Genomic DNA, 18,517 nt, shown 5'->3' with positions numbered 1-18,517 from the left:
ATTATAATGCACGTTCCTATTAACTGGTCAGTAGGAGCAAACGAGCCCCGCTGCCCAAACCGGACCGACCCATTCGATCATCACCGCTGGTTCGATAAATTTATCATGCCTTTATAGAAAGGAAGATCACACATGACCGTTTTATCCCTCGATGGAGTCAGCAAACGAATCGGCTCCCGCACACTGGTGCAGGATATCGCCATGACGGTGGAACCCGGTGAAGTGTATGGCTTTCTCGGTCCCAACGGTGCCGGCAAAACCACCACCATCCGCATGATTGTGGGCTTAATCAAACCGACCGCCGGCCAGATCCACATCTGTGGCCACGATATCCAAAAAGAGCGCCGCGAAGCGCTCCGCTCCGTGGGGACGATTGTGGAGAATCCGGAGACTTACTCCTATTTGAGCGGACGGCAAAACCTTCTTCACTACGCTCGTCTCACCGGGATTCCTCGTAAAAAAATAAAACCACGCATCGATGAAGTAGCGGAAATCGTCGGGCTCTCTGATCGTCTCGATGATCTGGTGAAGCGCTATTCCCTCGGGATGCGGCAGCGCTTAGGGGTGGCGCAGGCATTGTTGGCTCAGCCCCGTTTGCTAGTGCTGGATGAGCCGACGAATGGCCTTGATCCTGCCGGTATCCGTGAATTTCGCCAATTGATCCGTAATCTGGCTGCTGACGGCATGTCCGTTTTTATTTCCAGTCATATGTTGAGTGAAATCCAGCAGATGTGTGATCGTGTCGCTGTTTTAAACCAAGGTAAAATCCTTACCGAAAAAGCGGTAACCGAACTGTTGGATTCCGAACCTCGCTACCGTCTGTGTGTCTCATCGCTCCCCCTAGCCCAATCTATCTTGCAAAGCTGGGGCAAGGAAGCAACCGAAGCAGGGAAAAATGAGCTGCTCATCACCATCGATCACAAAGAAGTACCCGCGATGGTGCGCCTCCTGGTGGAAAGCAATGTAGATATCCATGGGGTGGCAGAAGATAAAAGTTCCCTTGAAGAAGCGTTCCTGGCTATGACCGGTGAAGAAGGGGAGGCTGCAATCGTCGCAGGGAAAGGAGAAGAAAAAGATGCTTAACTGGGTACAGGAATTGGGACGGGTATATATAAACGAATGGATGAAACTGATGCGACGCCGCCGTTTGTGGATAACGTTACTTTTGGGCGTAATTGTCCTCGCCGGATTATCCTATATTTCGTGGTCTCAATATCAAAATGGACTGGAATACAATAGCTTAGAGGCGAGAGAACGGTATTTGCAACAGGATAAGGATCGAGTGGCCGACTTACAGGAACAACTGAAGAAAGGTGTCCCGGAGGAAGAAGAAAATAACATCAAGCAAGAGATCGAATTGGCAAAAGAATCGATCGCCTCCATGGAACCCGCTTTAAAAGAGGAGCAGGAGCTGGTCTATGGCGATTGGAAAAAGATATTAACAGAGCAAAAAGAAGGATTGGAGCTTTCCATTAAAGAGATGGAGGAGGCGGGTGAGACCGACAGTTATGCCCAACAGGCGCTTATGCTCAATCAGTATCACTTGGACAACAATATTCGTCCGCTCCAACATTGGGAAGGGTCTGCTTTTGCCTCTACCTCCGATCTGCTCTATTTTACTTCGCTCGTCTTTTTACCGATGTTGGTCGTGATTTTGGTGGCGGATATGGTTTCCGGTGAAACAACCAGCGGCACGATCAAACTGTTGTTGGTTCGCCCAGTCTCCCGCTTTACCATCCTGCTGGGAAAATGGTTGGTGGCAATTTCAGCGACAGTCGTACTTACACTAGCTTTTTGTGCGATTCTTTTTGGAATTCAGTTACTGTTGTTTGGCGGTGAAGGAGCGGATCAACCACAAATGGTAGGTGTTACCTACACCTTTGAACAACAAATGATAGAGGGTACACCCCAAACCGTCGCCATCGGACACTATGACAACGCATCGATCATCCCTCAATATGAATACATCTTAGGAAGCATCGGATTGCTCGCCTTGGCAATGATGGCCGTGGCTACCCTTACCTTTTTCACTTCCACTTGGTTTCAATCAGCCATGGTCAGCACCGGTGTCGCATTCGGCATCGTCATCGTCGGCAACATTATCACCCAGATGGTCAGCAGTGGAAAATGGCTGTTTTGGCTCTTCTCTCTCTATCTTCACCCCGCATTGCTCTGGACGGGAGAGATGAGTCGAGATCTGGAATTCTCCTTCACACTGGGAGCAGGGTTAGCCGTTCTCGCCGCTTGGACCATTGTCGGTTTGCTGCTGTCGATTATCCGCTTTCAGCGGAAGGATATTTTGCAGGCATAACTTTCGCCTTCAAAGATAAGCTTGTGAAATAAATGACCCCTGTCGTGTAGACAGGGGTTTTCAGCGTGATTACTCTCCATCCAAAACCTCTAACTCCGCCAGCAACTGTAAAAGAAGAGTCTCCCTACTCACTTTCAGAAAATACGTCCCGGCAAAAACGGCTTCTACTCCCCTTCCAATCGAAGATGAGCCTTCACCTTCTCATTGCCGTTTTTCAAGAAGTGGCTGGAAAACGTCCTTCACACCGACTAGGCCTAAAATGGTCATGTACGTCCGTTGCGGTCCAAGATAAGCATCGGTGGGGTCAAACCATTCATCCACGGTATGAGCTCCTCCTCCTTTTCCACCTTGACCAAGAGTGAGAGAAGGAATTCCCAAACTCATCGGATAATTGGCATCGGTGCTACTGGGATCTTTTAATTTGGGTTCCTGCTCAATGGAACTGGTGGATGCCCAAGCGGACTGAATGATCGTAGCGTCCTTCGGCTGGGAAGCGGCTGGCCGATCCCCTACCTGCTTGATATCGACTTTCATCTCGTCACTATTCCAGCGCTTGTTTTCCTTCTGAGCGGCTTCTTTCACAATGGCCAACACTTTTTTCTCCAGCTTCAAGAGTTCCTCTTCGTCGTTGGAACGCATGTCAACGAGCATTTTCGCTTCCTCTGCAATAGCGTTAACCGACGTTCCTCCTTCTACGGTTCCGACGGTAAAGGTGGTCTTCGGATCAGAAGGCGTTTTCAAATCGGCAATATCTGCAATGGCTCGCCCCATAGCATGAGTGGCACTCGGAGAACCAAAGCTATTGAAGCTGTGTCCTCCCGGTCCCTTGTATGTAATCTCATATCGATGGCTACCCGTTGCCAGATAAGTAATTTCAGAGGCACCCAGACCATCCATGGAGATAAAACCATCCACTTCGGGATGCTTACTGAAGAAGTACTTCATTCCACGTAAATCGCCCAGTCCTTCTTCGCCGACGTTTCCACCCAGGATGATGTCCCCTACGGGTTGTACACCCGATTCCTTGAATGCGCGAACGACCGAAAGAAGAGAGGCCAGTCCACGTCCGTCATCCCCGATTCCTGGAGCGTACAATTTTCCGTCCTTTTCCTTCACTTTCGTATCTGTTCCTTCTGGGAATACGGTGTCCAGATGAGCGGAAACATACAGCGTCGGTCCATTCCCAACTCCTTTAATCGTACCAAAGACATTCCCTTCTTCATCCTGTTGAACATCTGCCAGTCCGAGCTCTTGCAGTCGACTCATGTAGTATTTAGCCCGTTCCTCTTCTTTAAATGGGGGAGCCGGAATTTCAGTAATGGTAATTTGATCTTGAATCGTTTGATCATGATCGTCTTTGATAAATGCAAGTCCTCGTTGAATAGCCTCATGCTGATTCAACTGTTGGTAAGCTTGCTGGACTTCAGGAGAGAGTTCATAAGGATCTTCTTTCTTTGCTGGCTGAGCTTGGGTGTTGCTGTCCGAGAAACCGATTAACAGACTGGCAATGGCGATAGAAGTGACAGCACTAACGACGAGTGTTTTTTTTCTTTTCATCAGAATGTCCTCCTTTTTTCTTCCCATGATCTAATATTTCGATATCCTTAAATAAAAACCTTTAAAAAGAGGAGAACCTGCAACGCAGTGAGATTTGCAATCTACTAGAAGGTGCTGGAAAAGGCGATGGGAACTTCTCAGTCCGCTACATTCCAAAAGAGGCCAACGAAGCCCACGGACAATGGCTTGCTGCATGGTACGCATACGATCGAATCTTACACGGAGATAAGTTTTATATCGGCTTCAGATAATCGCAACTAAGATCAGGAAGAGGATAGCCAAAGCTGTCCTCAAAGTGGAGAGAGTACTTCTTTGCTAAAAAGGGGTACTTTCTCTTCTTTTTTGGGCATTATTAATCCCTTTACAGGAATATTCGTTTCGGGTTATATTCTAAGTATAGGATGATAACCTTTTTGAAGATGAACCATAAGTCAAATCAATGTGAAAGCCTTGTTTCGCTTATGCGATTCGGATGGGAGGAAGCGGAAGAAAGTGAAGACAGCCACGTTGAAAGCGCTCGCTGAACCTAACCGATTACAAATTGTTGAGCTCTTACGTAGCGGTCCCCACACAGTGGGTGAAATCACCGAACGACTGGGGCTCCGCCAACCACAAGCTTCCAAACATCTCCGTATACTTAGTGACGCCGAAATCGTCGAAGTACATGCAGTCGCTAATCGGCGAATCTACAAATTGCGGCATCAGGCATTCCAAGAGCTGGACACTTGGCTGGACTCTTTCCGCCGCCTCTGGGACGAAAAACTCGACCGCTTGGACGATTATTTGCAGGAACTGCAAGAAAAGGAGGTGTGCCGTGAAGATAAGTAGTAATCCTGCCAAAACAGACGCTGGATCGCCTGTGTTCACTGAGTTGAATCGATGGGAGAGAACGGCTGTAAACGTTTCTTGTAAAACCACAATTTAAAGCCAAGATGGCATAGGAGGAAAAACTATGACAAACCACATTTCATCCCCAATAAACCATCGTATGGAAGACGAAGGAACAACGCTCGTTCTGGAGCGTATCTTTAACGCTCCCCGCTCTCTTGTATTTCAAACCTTCTCTCAGGAAGAGCACCTGAAGCGCTGGTGGTCACCGATGGGCTGGTCGATGCCGGTGTGCAACATCGACTTTCGTCCGGGCGGCGTGTGGCATTTCTGCATGAAGTGTATGGATGAAAATCAGGAATATTATGGGCAAGAGTCTTGGGGAAAAGTCGTCTATCAGGAAATCGAGGAGCCGGAACGGATCGTCTTTATCGATTCGTTCTCCGATGCGGAAGGCAATATTGTGGAGGATTTCCCCACGACACAAGTCACGTTAACATTCATCGAGCAAGAAGGGAAGACAACGTTAATCAGCCGTGCCCAATACGCGTCGACCGAAGCGTTGAAGTCGGTGCTGGATATGGGAATGCTTGAAGGTGTGACCCAAACTTGGGACAAACTAGCCGCCCTGTTGGAAGAGCTTCAAGCCAAGTGAGATAGTTGCTGAAAAAAAACACGTTGGCGGATTTGAGTTTGATGATAAAGCCCTGTGCCTAAAAGCGACAGGGCTTTGTTGCAACTACAACTTCGTAAGATCGTGATCCGTTTTGAGGTGAACTGCTTTGTGGGAAGCAGAGTCCTTTTCTTTATGTTTGACACACGCAGTCAGGAGACCTTACACCACCACTTTTCCAAGTTCCCTCAGTCATACCTATCTAAGCCCAGAAGTTCTTTCACGTCGACAAAACTTTTTCCCTTATTGACTTTAACGGTTCTTCTTTAACTGTTCTTTTGCACTCTCCCACGCAATGTTGGTCCCTCTCTTCACACAACCTTCATCAAAGACCGCCCGACAAACCATCGCTAGGCCACATATTCTCATTCTTTAGTCGATATAAAAAGGCTGCTGAGCTTTATCAGCAGCCTTGAAACAGACTCCTCGTGTGTCAATCAAAACTCATAACCTCTTGCAACTCTGCCAACGACGTTACCGGTTGGCGACAAGCAAAGTTTTCGCAGATGTAGGCGGTCGCTTTGCCGTTCACCGCCGTCTGCTCCACCGTAAAAGGAGCCAAACGGGCGATCACATCAGCCGTTTCTTTCGATCGATAGATCAAGACCGCTTCCGGAAGATAAGCGGTTTGCACCTCATGCAGCATCGCTTCCGTCTTCTCATCCCCGTCAGAACCAGCGATAACGATCTCCCGCGTCGTTCCCATCGCCATCTGTACCGCAATCAGGAAAAAGGAGAAGGCTAGTGGTGCACGGCGGATGGTTCCAGCAAAGGATTTCAGCTGTCGATCCGCCTGCTCCATCCACTCCGGTGAACCGGTGATATGGGCAATTCGCATCAGATTGTAAGCAGCGACAGCGTTGCCGGAAGGCATCGCTCCGTCATAAGCTTCCTTATGCCGCGCCAGCAACTGTTCCGCATCGTTGCCGTAAAAGAAGAGTCCCCCTTCTTCCTCATCGCTAAACAGCGTTAACATTGCTTGTGACAATGTCAAGGCGTGGTCCAGATAGGACGGTGAAAAGGTAGCATCATACATTTCCAGCAGTCCCCACACGAAGTTAGCATAATCATCCACATAGGCTAAAACCGCCGCTTCGCCATCCCGGTACCGGGCCAACAGCCGCCCGTCCTCTCGACGCAATGACGCCAAAATAAACTGGACTGCCTTTTCCGCTGCCTGCCGATAAGACTCATCCTGCAAAACCCGCGCCCCGCGAGCCAGTGCCGCGATCATCAGGCCGTTCCAGGATGTGAGAATTTTATCGTCTTTATAAGGATGCACCCGTTTCTCGCGAGCGGCAAACAAACGCTTACGCGATTCTTCCAGCTCCTCCCGCAATGCTTCTTCTACCATGCCATAGCGGGTAGCGACAGCAGATAACGAAACCGCGATCTGGTTGGGGATACTATTCCCTTCAAAATTGCCCGATGGTGTGATGTCAAAACACTGGCAGAAGCGCTTCCCTTTTTCTTCGCCCAGGACTTCTTTTACTTCGGTGGGAGTCCAAACATAAAACTTCCCTTCCACTCCTTCGGAGTCCGCATCCTCCGCCGAATAAAATCCACCCTCCGGCGATGTCATATCTCGCAATACATAGCTAAAAATCTCCCGCGCCACCTGGGCGTATTCCTCTTTTTGCGTCGCCTGGAACGCTTCTAAATACGCTAGGGCCAATAAGGCATTGTCGTACAGCATTTTTTCAAAATGGGGAACCAACCACTTTTCATCAACGGAATAACGGGCAAAGCCAAAGCCGATATGGTCAAACATCCCCCCATGCCGCATGGAGTCCAGGGTCTTCTCCACCATGTGTAGCGCTTTTTCCTCTTTTTGTTCCCGCCAATACCGCAACAAAAATAACAGATCATGAGGACGGGGAAACTTAGGTGCAGAGCCAAAACCACCATACTGATCATCGAAGGAAGAGACAAACTGCTGATACCCCTCTTTAATGATCTCGGGCGTCAGTTCCCCGCCTTCCGTTTCTTTTATCTGCGTCTGTAAGGCGCGGGCAATTTGCTCGCCGGTAGTCTCCACTTTCTCCCGTTCGCTTGTCCAGGCTTGCGCAATCCGTTCCAGTACATCCATCAAGCCGCTCTGCCCATACCGACTCACTTTCGGAAAATAGGTCCCAGCAAAAAACGGCTTCTGCTCCGGTGTCAAGATCACCGTCAAGGGCCAGCCCCCATGCCCCGTCAACGCTTGACACACCGCCATATAGAGATGGTCCACATCCGGCCGTTCCTCCCGGTCCACCTTGATCGATATGTATTCTCGGTTGAGCAGCTCCGCCACTTCATCATCCTCAAAAGATTCCCGTTCCATCACATGACACCAATGACAAGTCGATGGTTAATCACAGCCCCTAAGGGGCTACGAATAGCCGATCGACAGGAAGACCGGCTTCTCTTCCTTTCTTGCTTTCTCAAAAGCCGCATCTCCCCATGGATGCCAATCCACCGGATTATAGGCATGTTGGAGCAGATAGGGCGACTTTTCTTTGATCAGTCGATTCGGCTCATTCATTGGACCACCCCCTTTTTAGGTTGTTGGTATATCTTAACATAATACAGTGTAACCAAAAACCAGATTAACTCACCACTAATTCACTTACTTTTGCATACAAGAAGTCAGATGCATTTCGGATCGCTTCCTGGGACGGTTTGTTTGCAACAGAAACAACCTTAAATCCGGAATCTTGACCGTAAATGTACCGTTTTCCGCTTTCCCATTCGATCTTCTCGATCTTGAAAGGCTCCGTTGTTTGCTTAAAAATCACCAAACATCCCCCCCATGATTGGTGGATCATCCTCACAAAAATAAGCTCAACGCAATTGGTGGACTAACCGAAAAAAGGCATCCGACAAAATGAGTCGAATGCCTTCTTCCTAAAAACCTTTCCTTATTATTATTCCTATTTTAAAGGAGGCATCGCGCCGCTTTTTTCCATCTTTATTCCGCACGCTTCTTCTCATTTTTCATTCGGTTCCACATCTAAAATCACCCGATACGGATTTCGGGAAATTGCTACCTTAATCCCATGAACCGTCCGGGGGGCTTCCACGTGGTTAGCGCCGGACACTGACTCAGTTGGTACCAAATAGCCGCGTAAAACAGACAATCAATCCGTTTCACCGGCTACCCGCATCCAAGAAGCTCGGCTTGCAAAGGGATTGCTTATCCAAGAATTGTCCAACCGAATTGGAATCAGCCCTACTGCTTTAAGTAAGCTGGAGAACGGTCAAACCAAGCCCAACTAAGCACACTATATATCTCTTGTCTCAGGCACTAAATGTCCCCGTTGCTCATCGTTAAGGAAAATTCAATATTAGATCCTAAATTCTTAATTTTAAGTGAATAAATCAGGCTTTTTTCATTGCAACCAAAAATCAAGAGCTAATGGGCTGACCATCTCGGTGTTAAGGGGTGAACAGCTTCCATTGACCCTCGGAAACAACTTCAACGGCCCCATCGGTCACTTTGATGGCCGTCTGATCGTCAATCGCGTACCCCGGCACTGAGATGCCGGCGGCCCACTTTTCTGCATTGGCCAAGGTGTTATCCGGTAACATCTCGTGGTCTAGGTGAGGAAACATCGCAAAATCCACCAGGTCCAGTATTTTATCTCCCCCTGTGGGCGGACGCCAGCCTACGAATTCTTCACCGATATTAGGGGCCATCACCATGCTCCCAGCGCTCATTCCCACATAGACTGCATCCAGTGATGGCAAGAGGTCTGCCAGACCAGATTGCCTCATCCAGTGGTACAGGTAGAGGGCGTCGCCTCCCGCCACTAGCAGGACGTCAGTCTCCCGGACAAGAGGCAACCAACGGTCTTCGTCAATGCTTGGCAGCGCTGTGAGCTCTAGAACGCCAACAGACTTCCAGCCCAGGTCGACCATGGGATTCTTAGAATTCCCGCTGATGAACTGCCAGGCTTTGACGCCGGGACCGACCCAAGGGTGTCCGTACATCGCGGTAGGGATGCACAGAGCGTTAGAGTCGGCGATCGGCTTGCCCAGCATGTCAACCAGCGCGTTGTGGATAGTCGAGTTAATGATGCCCCCGGAAGTTAGCAGAAGTTTCATTCCAAACGTCTCAGCGGTCTTGGAATCTCCCAGGTAATTATGCGACATATGTTTTTCATCCTTAGGGCCCGAAGTTCAGTTTTTTGGTTCACTAACTTCCATATCCTGAAAGGTCGGGCAAAGAAATCCCTTCTTCAATGGTTAAATATCTTCCATTCATTTTATCATGTTTCCTCCATATGAATCTCAAGAAGTTTGTGTGTAAATGACGGAAAGATGTATTTTGGCGGATTGCGGTTTCGGATGATACCAACCAGCAAAGCCACAGCCGCAATCAACATCACATACTCCAAGGTAGCGGAGCCTTTTTGAGAGCGGGGAACGCGAAAATATTCGATTATGAATTAGTGGCATTATACATTGCATTGGAAAAATGAAGTAATATGAAATTTTTTGGCGCGCTTAAAGGAAGGTGCAGATTCTCTTTGTGACTCTAGAAACTCAATTGGCCGGCCTGTCTTCTGCCATGATTGCCAGTACAACATGATCCTCCCATCTTCCGTTGATTTTTACGTTTTTGCGAGCAACTCCCTCTTTTACAAACCCCAGTTTTTCCAGTACGCGGATGGAACCCGGATTCCGGGGTATCACACCGGCTTCAATCCGGTGAAGTCCCAGCTCCCCGAATGCAAAATCGATGGCCAGCCGGACGGCTTCGGTCATATAACCTTTGCCGTTGTACTGCCGATCCAGAAAATATCCAATAAAACAACTCTGCAGGTTCTTTCGACGTATGTCCATCAAAGTAACTTCACCGATGAGTTCATCGGTTGCCTTCAGAAACACGCCGAAGGTGTAGTCTTCATCTCCGAAAGCCAGGATTTCTCAATCCGGTCGGCCCCTTTTTAATGTTCGTGGTACGGCCAAATGTAAAAAGGTTGCCGCCGCCATGGATCATAAGGACATTCCGTGGGCTTTTCTCTTCATAAAGATCACTTTTTTATGGTTATCCCTCTCTGCCTTTACTCGCATACAGGAAACGGGAAGCATGCCCTTTAAAGAGAGAGAGGTGTTCTTGCGGTATTCCCGTTTCCCGCGCGAAACGTTCCAGATTGCGTTGAAGAACCGTAAACTGTTCAAAGCCGGCTTCTTTGGCCAGATTTCTCAGATCATTGTCCTCATAGAAGCGAAGTCGCGATTCCATCGGCTCCGGTGCAGCAGGTGTGCCCCGAAGCTCGGGATCGCTTCCCGAAACAATGAGGCGACCGCCTTCACACAACACTCGACGAATTTCCGACAGGATCTTAACTGGATCGGACAAAAAACCCAATACACCGGTCATTACCGCCGACGTAAACGTATTATCGGAAAAAGGTAAGCAATGGGCATCAGCCTCCAGAACTTCCAGGCAGCCCGTAGCCACCGCATGGTGGTTTGCGTCCCGTGCCGCCTGTACCATATCCGGGCTGTGGTCGACCGCAGCGGCTCGGCATCCGCTCTGTAGTGCCTCTTTCAGCAGAGCACCGCCGCCACAGCCAACTTCAAGCAAATAATCGGTCGGTGTCAATGCAAGTTCCGACAAGATGACTCGAAAGTTGGGATAATGATAGAGAGGATCCCGATAAGTGGCACGGGCTTGTGAACCTGAGGGGCGTCGTGCCCTGCGGTCAGTAATCCAGTCACCCAATCCTTCCGGGCCGATTGCTATATTATTTTGCATTAAGTCCCCACCGGTACCCTCTTCTAAATGAATCCCTTTCTGATCCAGTGCCGCTTTTAACTCCACAACCAAGGAGTTGAAAACAGCCAAAGGCTCTAGGTCAATAGTGATATTCATTTGGACAGTTCCATCACGCTCTTTCACCCTGAAACACCCCTTTCCATTCTCCGTATATCCTCTGAGGAGAAAGACGCCCTAGAAGCGGGATATACGAAGATGTGTTAGATCAAAGACTTACACTCGAACGCTCCACCTAGCCCACGCTGGGCTTTGGTGGGACGTTTTTTTGATAAAATGGGACGGAAGTCATCTTTTGCGTCAGTCTTAACGTGCAGTAACTCCCGCTTTTATCTCGTCATGACTTCTTAGCGTACAAAATTCTTTTTTTGGTGTGGTCACCCCAATTAGTGCACAATTAATGCAACAGTAAAAATATTTTGTTTCATGTTTCGATTTATTGCCTCAAGTCATATCCCTAGGTATAGTTTGCAGTTTCGCACCAATTTATATAAAGTAAAAAAGAGGAATACACTGATACCGTGACAGATACGAGTAAGTCGCCCCACATCAGCCATATCGAGCTGATCATTATTGACGAGGCCGAGCGGATTTCGGTGACAGCCCTCGAATATCTCCGGGACGTGTTCGATCGTGAAGTGTCGGCTTCGCCCGGCCAAGTCTGCGGCTTCCGGCAACATGACCAGACGATTGCCGGAACGAGTAAACAATTTGCGCTGCAAGCGGTCTTCCAAGCCTCGTAGATGCTGACTTACTGCGACATGCGTCACCTTGAGCGAATCCGCAGCAGCACCGACAGAGCCGGTTTCATGGATCGCCGCGAAGGCACGAAGGGAATTCAGCGGCAACCAAGCGATATCGTTCCACTTTATCATAAACCTTAAATTATATAAACGGAGGTAAAATCAAGATGGCATACATTTTTTCTAATTATCATGCTGAAAACGTCTCCACCCGTCAGGTTCCTGCTTCCGGCATTGATCAGGAGACAGTTCACCGAATCCGCCACCAGGGACGGAACGAGCGGGCGAAAAATGTTCGTCAGTGCTTTACAATACTCAAGCCCATTGCCACGGCAGCTTACTCCGGCGGGGGCATCTCATGAGCCGTCTAACCAGCGACGTGCAAGCATTCGAAGCCCACGCACCCGACACTGACCTCGACGACCTGCGCGCGCGACTGGCCGCAGCACGGCTGCCGGAAGCTGAGACAGTTTACCGCGCCGCGCCCGACCCTCATCGATGGAAACAGGGCGTTCCTCTTGCCGACCTCGTGGACGTCGTGAACTACTGGCGCACGGAATACAACTGGCGGTCGTTTGAAACGCGCCTCAACCAGATCGGCCAGTTCCGCACGACCATTGATGATCTGGGAATCCACTTCCTGCACCGCCGATCCGCTCGCGCAGATGCCACTCCTCTGATCTTGACGCACGGCTGGCCAGGCAGCATTGCTGAGTTCACCCATGTAATAGACGAACTGGCAGATCCGAAAAACGCAGACGCACCAGCGTTCCACGTCGTAGTCCCGTCGCTGCCAGGTTTTGGTTACAGCGACAAACCGGCCACCACCGGGTGGGGAACCGAAAAGATCGCGGCCGCATGGGTGGAACTGATGGGGAGGCTCGGCTACAGCAAGTTTGTAGCCCACGGCGGCGACTGGGGAGGTAATATCACCACGGTCCTCAGCGGCAGGTTCCCGGAGCACGTTCTCGGCATCCACACAACGTTCGCAGAGGGCCCGCCCGGGTTGACAACGGATGGGCTGACGGCGACCGAACGCAGATGGGCCGAGGAAACCCGTGATTTCTGGAGCCACCGCGCGGCGTACGCGAAGCAGCAGGCGACCCGACCGCAGACCATTGGCTACTCGCTCGTCGACTCACCGGTCGGGCTTCTCGCATGGATCCTTGACAAGTTCGCTGAGTGGACAGATACCGAAGACAGCCCGTTCGAGACGATTTCCAGAGACCGCGTTCTTGATAACGTCACCCTGTATTGGCTGACGCGGACCGGCGCGTCGTCTGCCCGCATTTACTACGAAAGCCACAACTCACTCGACCCCGAACTTCGGGTCGATGTCCCGTCAGCAATCACTATGTATCCCCGCGACATTGAAAAGTGTCCGCGCCCCTGGGCACAGGAGCGGTACCGACAGATCGTTCGGTGGAGGTCGCCTGAAACCGGGGGACATTTCCCGTCGCTGGAGGTTCCCGAGTATTTCGTCAAGGATCTACAAGAAGGCCTCGCGGCGGTATTGGCCGCTAGCGGTAGTTCGTCATGACGTTGTCGACGCTTCGTCCCACACGCGTTCTTGGAGGTCGTGCCGATCATGCAAATGAGTTGCGATGCCCAGCAATTCATGATACGCACTGTAACTCGCCTCACTAAGCCGCTCATACCTCTTGCACACCCCATCACCAACGGTGGGGTGTTTCCTTTTGGTCAGGTGTTGTTTCATCCGTAGACATCACATAAAATAAAAAGGAACATACGATCGTGTTCGGCGCGAGTAAAAGAGAAAGAACCAACCCTATTTGCGTAAACAAGACACTCATATCCCCGACAAAACAAGGGGGTTGTTGTCTCGTTTAGGTACAATCTCACAAAACAGACAACAACCACTCTCATAATTATGTCTCATCTTGACTCCCTACTTTGTCCCACCGTTATGTCTAAAAACCCGACTGTCATGAGCCGACTTCCCCTCTCTTTCCGGACATAACTCCCCTTATTCTACTTTGCTTTGCACATCGATTAAGTCAGACTGAAACTGACCACTCCTTTACTCAGTGCACTTGTCCTTTACCGGAACTCCTACTTGTAAATACCGCTTGAAATTTATTTGTGACAAGGAGAAGAGTGCGAGCGCGACCCATATGAATCCAAAGCTGATAAAATGTGTATTCGTGAATGTTTCACGGAAAAAATAGATTCCAACGAGCAGCTGAAGGGTCGGGTTGATGTATTGAAGGAAGCCGATCGTCGATAAGGGGACCTTTTGTGCCCCTTTTGAGAACCATAAAAGCGGGAGCGCAGTGACAGCGCCGGCACCAAGTAAGAAAATCGTTTCAAGAATGGACACATGACCGAGAGACGCGGTTCCTTTTACCTGGAGGAAAAGAAGATAGGTTAGGACAAGTGGTAGAATGAACAGCGTTTCCAAGGTCACAGAAACAAGTGGTTCGACCTTGACGACTTTTTTCACCGCCCCATACAAGGCAAATGTCAGTGCAATGATCAGCGCAACCCAGGGGACTTGACCGAATTGGATGGTCATGATCAACACACCGGTGGCAGCAAGCAACAGAGAAAGGACCTTCCAGTAATTCAATTTTTCCCGGAAAATGATGACACCTAACGCAATACTTATTAGAGGATTAATGTAATACCCTAAGCTTGCACCGATCACATGATTCGTTGTGACCGCCCATATGAAAATGAACCAGTTTACACTAATTAAAACAGCGGCTAAAAACACCCATGAAGCTTGAACCCGATTGGAAAGCACTTTTTTCACTTGTGGCCATCCACCGATCAACAACAAGATGAATGCGGCAAAAACGAAAGACCATAGAATCCGGTGAGCAAAAATTTCATAGGCAGGTATTTCCTTGAGAAAATACCAGTAGATCGGCAAAACACCCCAGACAACAAAGGCTGCAAGAGTGTAAATCATTCCAACAACAGAATCAGACAGTCTATTCAACATACAATGTACCTCCCAATAATTGTTTATCAATAACATACGTCATCTCTTCGCATTAGTACAATGAATCTTTATAATGGTTAACATGAGTGAAATTAATGAAGGCAGGTGGACAACAATCCTTATGACGATGATTCAAATGGAGATTTTTGTAAAAATAGTTGAAACGAAAAGCTTCACAAAGGCAGGGGAAGAATTAGGCATGACGCAGTCCGCAGTAAGCCATGCCATATCCAGCTTGGAATCCGCTCTGGGATTTCAATTGATCATCCGTAACCGTTCCGGTGCCGTCATTACAACAAACGGAGAAAAGATGCTGGCGCATATGCGGAACATACTGCGGCATACGGAGCTAATGAAGCAGGACGCAGAAAGCATCATGGGGTTGCAGAAAGGCAAAGTCCGAGTGGGTACATTCGAAAGCGTGATGATCAACTGGATGCCAGATATCCTTGGACAATTTCAACATCAGTTCCCTGACATTAAAGTAGAACTGATCGAAGGTGATTATCAAGCGATCATCCAATGGCTTCTGGAGGGAAGGCTCGATTTAGGCTTTATCCTTGAAATGGAGCGGATGAATGTCGATTTCCATCCGCTTAAAGATGATCATTTATCTCTGCTGATTCCATGGGATCACCCCCTCAGCCAGGAACGTGAGCCCTCGATCGAGCAAGTTGCTGCATATCCTTTTATCATGCCGAAAAAAGGGTGTGATGAGCATGTGCGGAGAATGTTCCAAGCGCAAGATCTGGATCCGGATGTCCGTTTTGTAATCAAAGATGTCCATTCGATTATAGCGATGGTCAAATCAAGAATCGGAATAAGCATCATGCCTGAATTGACATTACCGAAACACATGGATAAGGTCAAAACGACGAGGATCTGTGAAGAGGTCTACCGCACAATCGGGATCGCAGCCCCGGCATTTGGTCGGCTATCGCCTGCTGCCAAGAAGTTTTTCGAGTTGACCAAGTCTTGGGTCGGGAATAAATCGACTTTTGATGAGAGGAGTTTGTAGTTGATGAGCAAGTGAATAACGTAAAAATACCGAAGGAAGCTATTCAAGCATCAAAAATTGTAGAGGAGTTGCTTGGAAGTTCGATAGTCGGGGGATATTTGGTTCTGCAGTAAATGACGGCTTACGCATAAACTTTAGGATAATCCGAAGCTTCTCCCCATCTTCTGATGTAGATGTTCTAGTGGCCATGAATCATAGTTTGTCTGAATTAAATCGAAAAAAACTAAAAGACAGACTCATGCTTATATCTGGAAAGATTGGATTGCTTCCAGGGATGGTTTATTTGCTACAGAGATGACCTTGTATCCAGAATCCTCGCCGTAAACCACGTCTTAATTTTAAGACGGTTAAATCTAAGTATTACTGCACAATCGCACCCTTAGCTTAATAAGAAAACGCCTTATTCAAATACAATCAGTTCTCCGACATCTATAAATCCAAAGCGTTTATAGATATTTTCCCCATCCTCTGAAGCCTGTAAAACAACTGGTTTTTGTTTATTCTTTGTTTGATTTAAAAGGAATTGAAACATTTCACTGCCGTATCCTTTACCTCTAAATGTTTCTTTTGTCATCACATCATAAATACCATAACTATCTTTGCTTTCTATTAATAAACCAGTAGTTACAGTCATTTTACCTATGCACCCAATAAACATTTGAACTTCTGAACCTAATTTTACTTGTGAAAACTTATTAAAATAACGTTCTAACGCATCTTTTTCTGGCGCACCTTCAAATAGACTCATAAAAACCTCTTTATATCCCATGAGTTCTTCCTTATTTCTGACTTGATTAATCAAGAGATGATGGGAAATTCTTTGACCAACATGAAGCGTATTTTCAAGTTTCATCATTACATTACGCTCTACTTCTTTTCGGTCATATTCTTGCATGAGTTTTTTCCAGTCAGCGTTTAAATACTGAGCATTAATCCAAGTACTATAGGGATATTCTTTAAAAGAAAAAGTATCGATTCCATGTCTAATCTTACTTAACTGTATTTTTGATATTTGGAGATTTCGGCAATAATACATTGAATGTATCAGTGGGGATTTCTGTATTAGCGATGACGAAATCTTCTTCCTTTATAAGTTCTCCACCCACTGCATGAGTAAATACTTTTAATTTTTCTTCAAAGTTGTTTATAACTAACTGTTGATCTGTCATCATTTTTTTGCACCTTCCAATTTCATTTCGCGCGCTCTTTTTTATTATAAGGTCAATTAGATATAAAAAAACTGTGTTCACGGTATTTATATCCTCCCATAATTTTCAGACTGCCGCCTAGTGATCAGAGAAGAATGGGAATCTGGATGAATCATCGGTTATCCGGTACGACCGACGTTCCAAGCATTTATCAATGAATTGTTCATCCGATCGATATATGGGAAGTAGAAACATGGCTTTCCCGGCCACAGTAAAGGAGCTTAACACATGGTCAAAAACCTAACATCAATCGTTATTGACGATTGTATTGGGTCCTGATATATTAATAGTAATTTCATACTCTCAAAGGGGAGTAGCTTATTCAACAAAGTCGTCATCACGTGGCTGACGCCTCCGGCTTTGTTGCAACACTACCATGTTGTTAGCGAGACCTTTGCCGACTTTGGCAAAGGTCTTTATATGTATTCATTTCCAACCCTTGCCAATCGCGGCAAGGGTTTTTTTAATAAAAATTAAAGGAGCTATGATGATGGACTTATCTCTTCTTATCGAGTATGGCTGGGTGTTGCTTGTACTCATCGCCCTGGAGGGGTTATTGGCCGCAGACAACGCATTGGTGTTGGCCATTATGGTCAAGCATCTGCCGGATCAGGAGCGAAAGAGGGCCTTGTTTTACGGACTAGCCGGCGCTTTTGTCTTCCGGTTCGCTTCACTTTTCGCCATCTCCTTCTTAGTGGATGTTTGGCAAGTTCAAGCAATCGGCGCTATATATTTGATATTTATTGCTCTTAATCATCTATATCGGAAACTTGTCGTCAAAAAATCGGAGAACAACGCCAAGACCAGTACCCAGCCGCAGAAGAAAGGTGCAGGCTTTTGGACGACCGTCCTAAAGGTAGAATTGGCCGATATTGCCTTTGCCGTCGATTCAATTCTGGCAGCTGTTGCCTTAGCGATGGCTTTGCCTCAAACCTCCTTGCCGCAAATTGGCGGAATGGATGGAGGCCAGTTTCTCGTTATTTTTGCAGGGGGATTCATCGGCTTAATCATCATGCGGTTTGCCGCTACCTTTTTCGTCAAGCTGTTGCAGCAGCGACCGGGTTTAGAAGTTGCGGCCTTTCTCATCGTTGGATGGGTAGGCGTCAAATTGTGCATTTATACTCTTTCGCACCCTGCGCTTTCCGTTTTGCCGGAAGGCTTTGCAAAGGATCCAGTCTGGAAAGGAACTTTTTACATTGTTCTCGTGTTGATTGCGCTCGGCGGATGGTTTCTATCGAAGGAAACGAAGGAGACGGAAGAAGCACAGGAAAAACCGGAAGAGGTGCAACAGGAGATTGCCCGTTAGCAGTAGTTGCATAAGCTAAGCATACATTCAGGAATTTGACATACCTGTCGCTAGATTCTGAGGTGGCCAATTGATGTGCGACAACTACAAGTATCAACCATAGAATCGTCGCTTTGAACCAGAACAGAAATTGCTATA

14 protein-coding genes and 4 pseudogenes are annotated in these 18,517 nt (G+C 47.9%); 9 read left to right on the top strand and 9 right to left on the bottom strand.

What is annotated here, in order from left to right; all coding sequences use genetic code 11:
- The first annotated feature begins 132 nt into the window (after positions 1 to 132).
- Positions 133 to 1,083: an ABC transporter ATP-binding protein gene (locus tag C8J48_RS01875; protein ID WP_107724684.1), complete on the top strand. Its 951-nt coding sequence runs from the start codon at positions 133 to 135 to the stop codon at positions 1,081 to 1,083.
- Positions 1,076 to 2,311, top strand: coding sequence for an ABC transporter permease subunit (locus C8J48_RS01870; protein WP_107724683.1), 1,236 nt, complete (start codon positions 1,076 to 1,078; stop codon positions 2,309 to 2,311). Before C8J48_RS01875 ends, C8J48_RS01870 begins: the two co-directional genes overlap by 8 nt.
- Before the next feature lie 201 nt (positions 2,312 to 2,512).
- Here the strand turns inward: C8J48_RS01870 and C8J48_RS01865 are convergent, their stop codons facing one another.
- Positions 2,513 to 3,868: a M20/M25/M40 family metallo-hydrolase gene (locus C8J48_RS01865; RefSeq protein WP_107724682.1), complete on the bottom strand. Its 1,356-nt coding sequence runs from the start codon at positions 3,866 to 3,868 to the stop codon at positions 2,513 to 2,515.
- Between the two features lie 492 nt (positions 3,869 to 4,360).
- Here C8J48_RS01865 and C8J48_RS01855 point away from each other — a divergent pair, with 492 nt between their 5' ends.
- Together C8J48_RS01855 and C8J48_RS01850 are read left to right on the top strand one after the other, a co-directional pair.
- Positions 4,361 to 4,696 (top strand): ArsR/SmtB family transcription factor, encoded by a 336-nt coding sequence (locus tag C8J48_RS01855; RefSeq protein WP_107724681.1) that lies wholly within the window; start codon positions 4,361 to 4,363, stop codon positions 4,694 to 4,696.
- Between the two features lie 124 nt (positions 4,697 to 4,820).
- Entirely contained in the window at positions 4,821 to 5,351 is a 531-nt protein-coding gene (locus tag C8J48_RS01850; protein WP_170105067.1) for an SRPBCC domain-containing protein, read from the top strand.
- Positions 5,352 to 5,802: 451 nt separating this feature from the next.
- Here the strand turns inward: C8J48_RS01850 and C8J48_RS01845 are convergent.
- Both C8J48_RS01845 and C8J48_RS01840 read right to left on the bottom strand, forming a co-directional pair.
- Positions 5,803 to 7,896: pseudogene (locus C8J48_RS01845) on the bottom strand (thioredoxin domain-containing protein).
- A gap of 64 nt (positions 7,897 to 7,960) precedes the next feature.
- A complete protein-coding gene (locus tag C8J48_RS01840; protein ID WP_146160433.1) occupies positions 7,961 to 8,149 on the bottom strand; it encodes a hypothetical protein in 189 nt (62 codons plus the stop codon).
- A 367-nt stretch (positions 8,150 to 8,516) separates the two neighbouring features.
- Between C8J48_RS01840 and C8J48_RS19305 the strand changes: the two genes are divergently transcribed.
- A complete protein-coding gene (locus C8J48_RS19305) occupies positions 8,517 to 8,630 on the top strand; it encodes a helix-turn-helix domain-containing protein (RefSeq protein ID WP_107724679.1) in 114 nt (37 codons plus the stop codon).
- A gap of 159 nt (positions 8,631 to 8,789) precedes the next feature.
- Here the strand turns inward: C8J48_RS19305 and C8J48_RS01830 are convergent, their stop codons facing one another.
- The 4 genes and pseudogenes from C8J48_RS01830 to C8J48_RS18920 form a co-directional block, all read right to left on the bottom strand.
- A complete protein-coding gene (locus tag C8J48_RS01830) occupies positions 8,790 to 9,458 on the bottom strand; it encodes a Type 1 glutamine amidotransferase-like domain-containing protein (RefSeq protein ID WP_107727536.1) in 669 nt (222 codons plus the stop codon).
- Between the two features lie 441 nt (positions 9,459 to 9,899).
- A pseudogene (locus tag C8J48_RS01825) lies at positions 9,900 to 10,265 on the bottom strand (GNAT family N-acetyltransferase); the annotation flags it as partial.
- 139 nt (positions 10,266 to 10,404) lie between these two features.
- Complete coding sequence (locus C8J48_RS01820) at positions 10,405 to 11,262, bottom strand: class I SAM-dependent methyltransferase (RefSeq protein ID WP_107724677.1); 858 nt, start codon at positions 11,260 to 11,262, stop codon at positions 10,405 to 10,407.
- 323 nt (positions 11,263 to 11,585) lie between these two features.
- Positions 11,586 to 12,011, bottom strand: a complete 426-nt coding sequence (locus C8J48_RS18920; protein WP_211316574.1) for a helix-turn-helix domain-containing protein — start codon at positions 12,009 to 12,011, stop codon at positions 11,586 to 11,588.
- A 226-nt stretch (positions 12,012 to 12,237) separates the two neighbouring features.
- On the opposite strand from C8J48_RS18920, the gene C8J48_RS01800 reads away from it, so the two are divergent.
- Positions 12,238 to 13,419 (top strand): epoxide hydrolase family protein, encoded by a 1,182-nt coding sequence (locus C8J48_RS01800; protein ID WP_107724675.1) that lies wholly within the window; start codon positions 12,238 to 12,240, stop codon positions 13,417 to 13,419.
- A 501-nt stretch (positions 13,420 to 13,920) separates the two neighbouring features.
- On the opposite strand, the gene rarD is transcribed toward C8J48_RS01800, so the two are convergent.
- A complete protein-coding gene (gene rarD / locus C8J48_RS01795; RefSeq protein ID WP_107724674.1) occupies positions 13,921 to 14,847 on the bottom strand; it encodes an EamA family transporter RarD in 927 nt (308 codons plus the stop codon).
- Between the two features lie 121 nt (positions 14,848 to 14,968).
- Between rarD and C8J48_RS01790 the strand changes: the two genes are divergently transcribed.
- Both C8J48_RS01790 and C8J48_RS01785 read left to right on the top strand, forming a co-directional pair.
- Positions 14,969 to 15,865 (top strand): LysR family transcriptional regulator, encoded by an 897-nt coding sequence (locus C8J48_RS01790; protein WP_170105065.1) that lies wholly within the window; start codon positions 14,969 to 14,971, stop codon positions 15,863 to 15,865.
- Positions 15,866 to 15,876: 11 nt separating this feature from the next.
- Positions 15,877 to 16,127: pseudogene (locus C8J48_RS01785) on the top strand (hypothetical protein); the annotation flags it as partial.
- A gap of 138 nt (positions 16,128 to 16,265) precedes the next feature.
- Here C8J48_RS01785 and C8J48_RS01780 read toward each other — a convergent pair.
- Positions 16,266 to 17,037 (bottom strand): annotated as a pseudogene (locus tag C8J48_RS01780) (GNAT family N-acetyltransferase).
- A 526-nt stretch (positions 17,038 to 17,563) separates the two neighbouring features.
- On the opposite strand from C8J48_RS01780, the gene C8J48_RS01775 reads away from it, so the two are divergent.
- Positions 17,564 to 18,379, top strand: coding sequence for a TerC family protein (locus C8J48_RS01775; RefSeq protein ID WP_107724672.1), 816 nt, complete (start codon positions 17,564 to 17,566; stop codon positions 18,377 to 18,379).
- Positions 18,380 to 18,517 lie beyond the last annotated feature (138 nt).

Source organism: Desmospora activa DSM 45169 (assembly GCF_003046315.1).
Taxonomy (GTDB): Bacteria; Bacillota; Bacilli; order Thermoactinomycetales; family DSM-45169; genus Desmospora; species Desmospora activa.
Note: the sequence above shows the minus strand (reverse complement) of the source record. Positions and strands in the feature narration are given on the sequence as shown.

Coding starts and splice junctions, on each gene's coding strand:
- C8J48_RS01875 (WP_107724684.1), top strand. CDS start 133: ATGACCGTTTTATCCCTCGATGGAGTCAGCAAACGAATCGGCTCCCGC.
- C8J48_RS01870 (WP_107724683.1), top strand. CDS start 1,076: ATGCTTAACTGGGTACAGGAATTGGGACGGGTATATATAAACGAATGG.
- C8J48_RS01865 (WP_107724682.1), bottom strand. CDS start 3,868: ATGAAAAGAAAAAAAACACTCGTCGTTAGTGCTGTCACTTCTATCGCC.
- C8J48_RS01850 (WP_170105067.1), top strand. CDS start 4,821: ATGACAAACCACATTTCATCCCCAATAAACCATCGTATGGAAGACGAA.
- C8J48_RS01830 (WP_107727536.1), bottom strand. CDS start 9,458: ATGAAACTTCTGCTAACTTCCGGGGGCATCATTAACTCGACTATCCAC.
- C8J48_RS18920 (WP_211316574.1), bottom strand. CDS start 12,011: ATGATAAAGTGGAACGATATCGCTTGGTTGCCGCTGAATTCCCTTCGT.
- C8J48_RS01800 (WP_107724675.1), top strand. CDS start 12,238: ATGAGCCGTCTAACCAGCGACGTGCAAGCATTCGAAGCCCACGCACCC.
- rarD (WP_107724674.1), bottom strand. CDS start 14,847: ATGTTGAATAGACTGTCTGATTCTGTTGTTGGAATGATTTACACTCTT.
- C8J48_RS01790 (WP_170105065.1), top strand. CDS start 14,969: ATGACGATGATTCAAATGGAGATTTTTGTAAAAATAGTTGAAACGAAA.
- C8J48_RS01775 (WP_107724672.1), top strand. CDS start 17,564: ATGGACTTATCTCTTCTTATCGAGTATGGCTGGGTGTTGCTTGTACTC.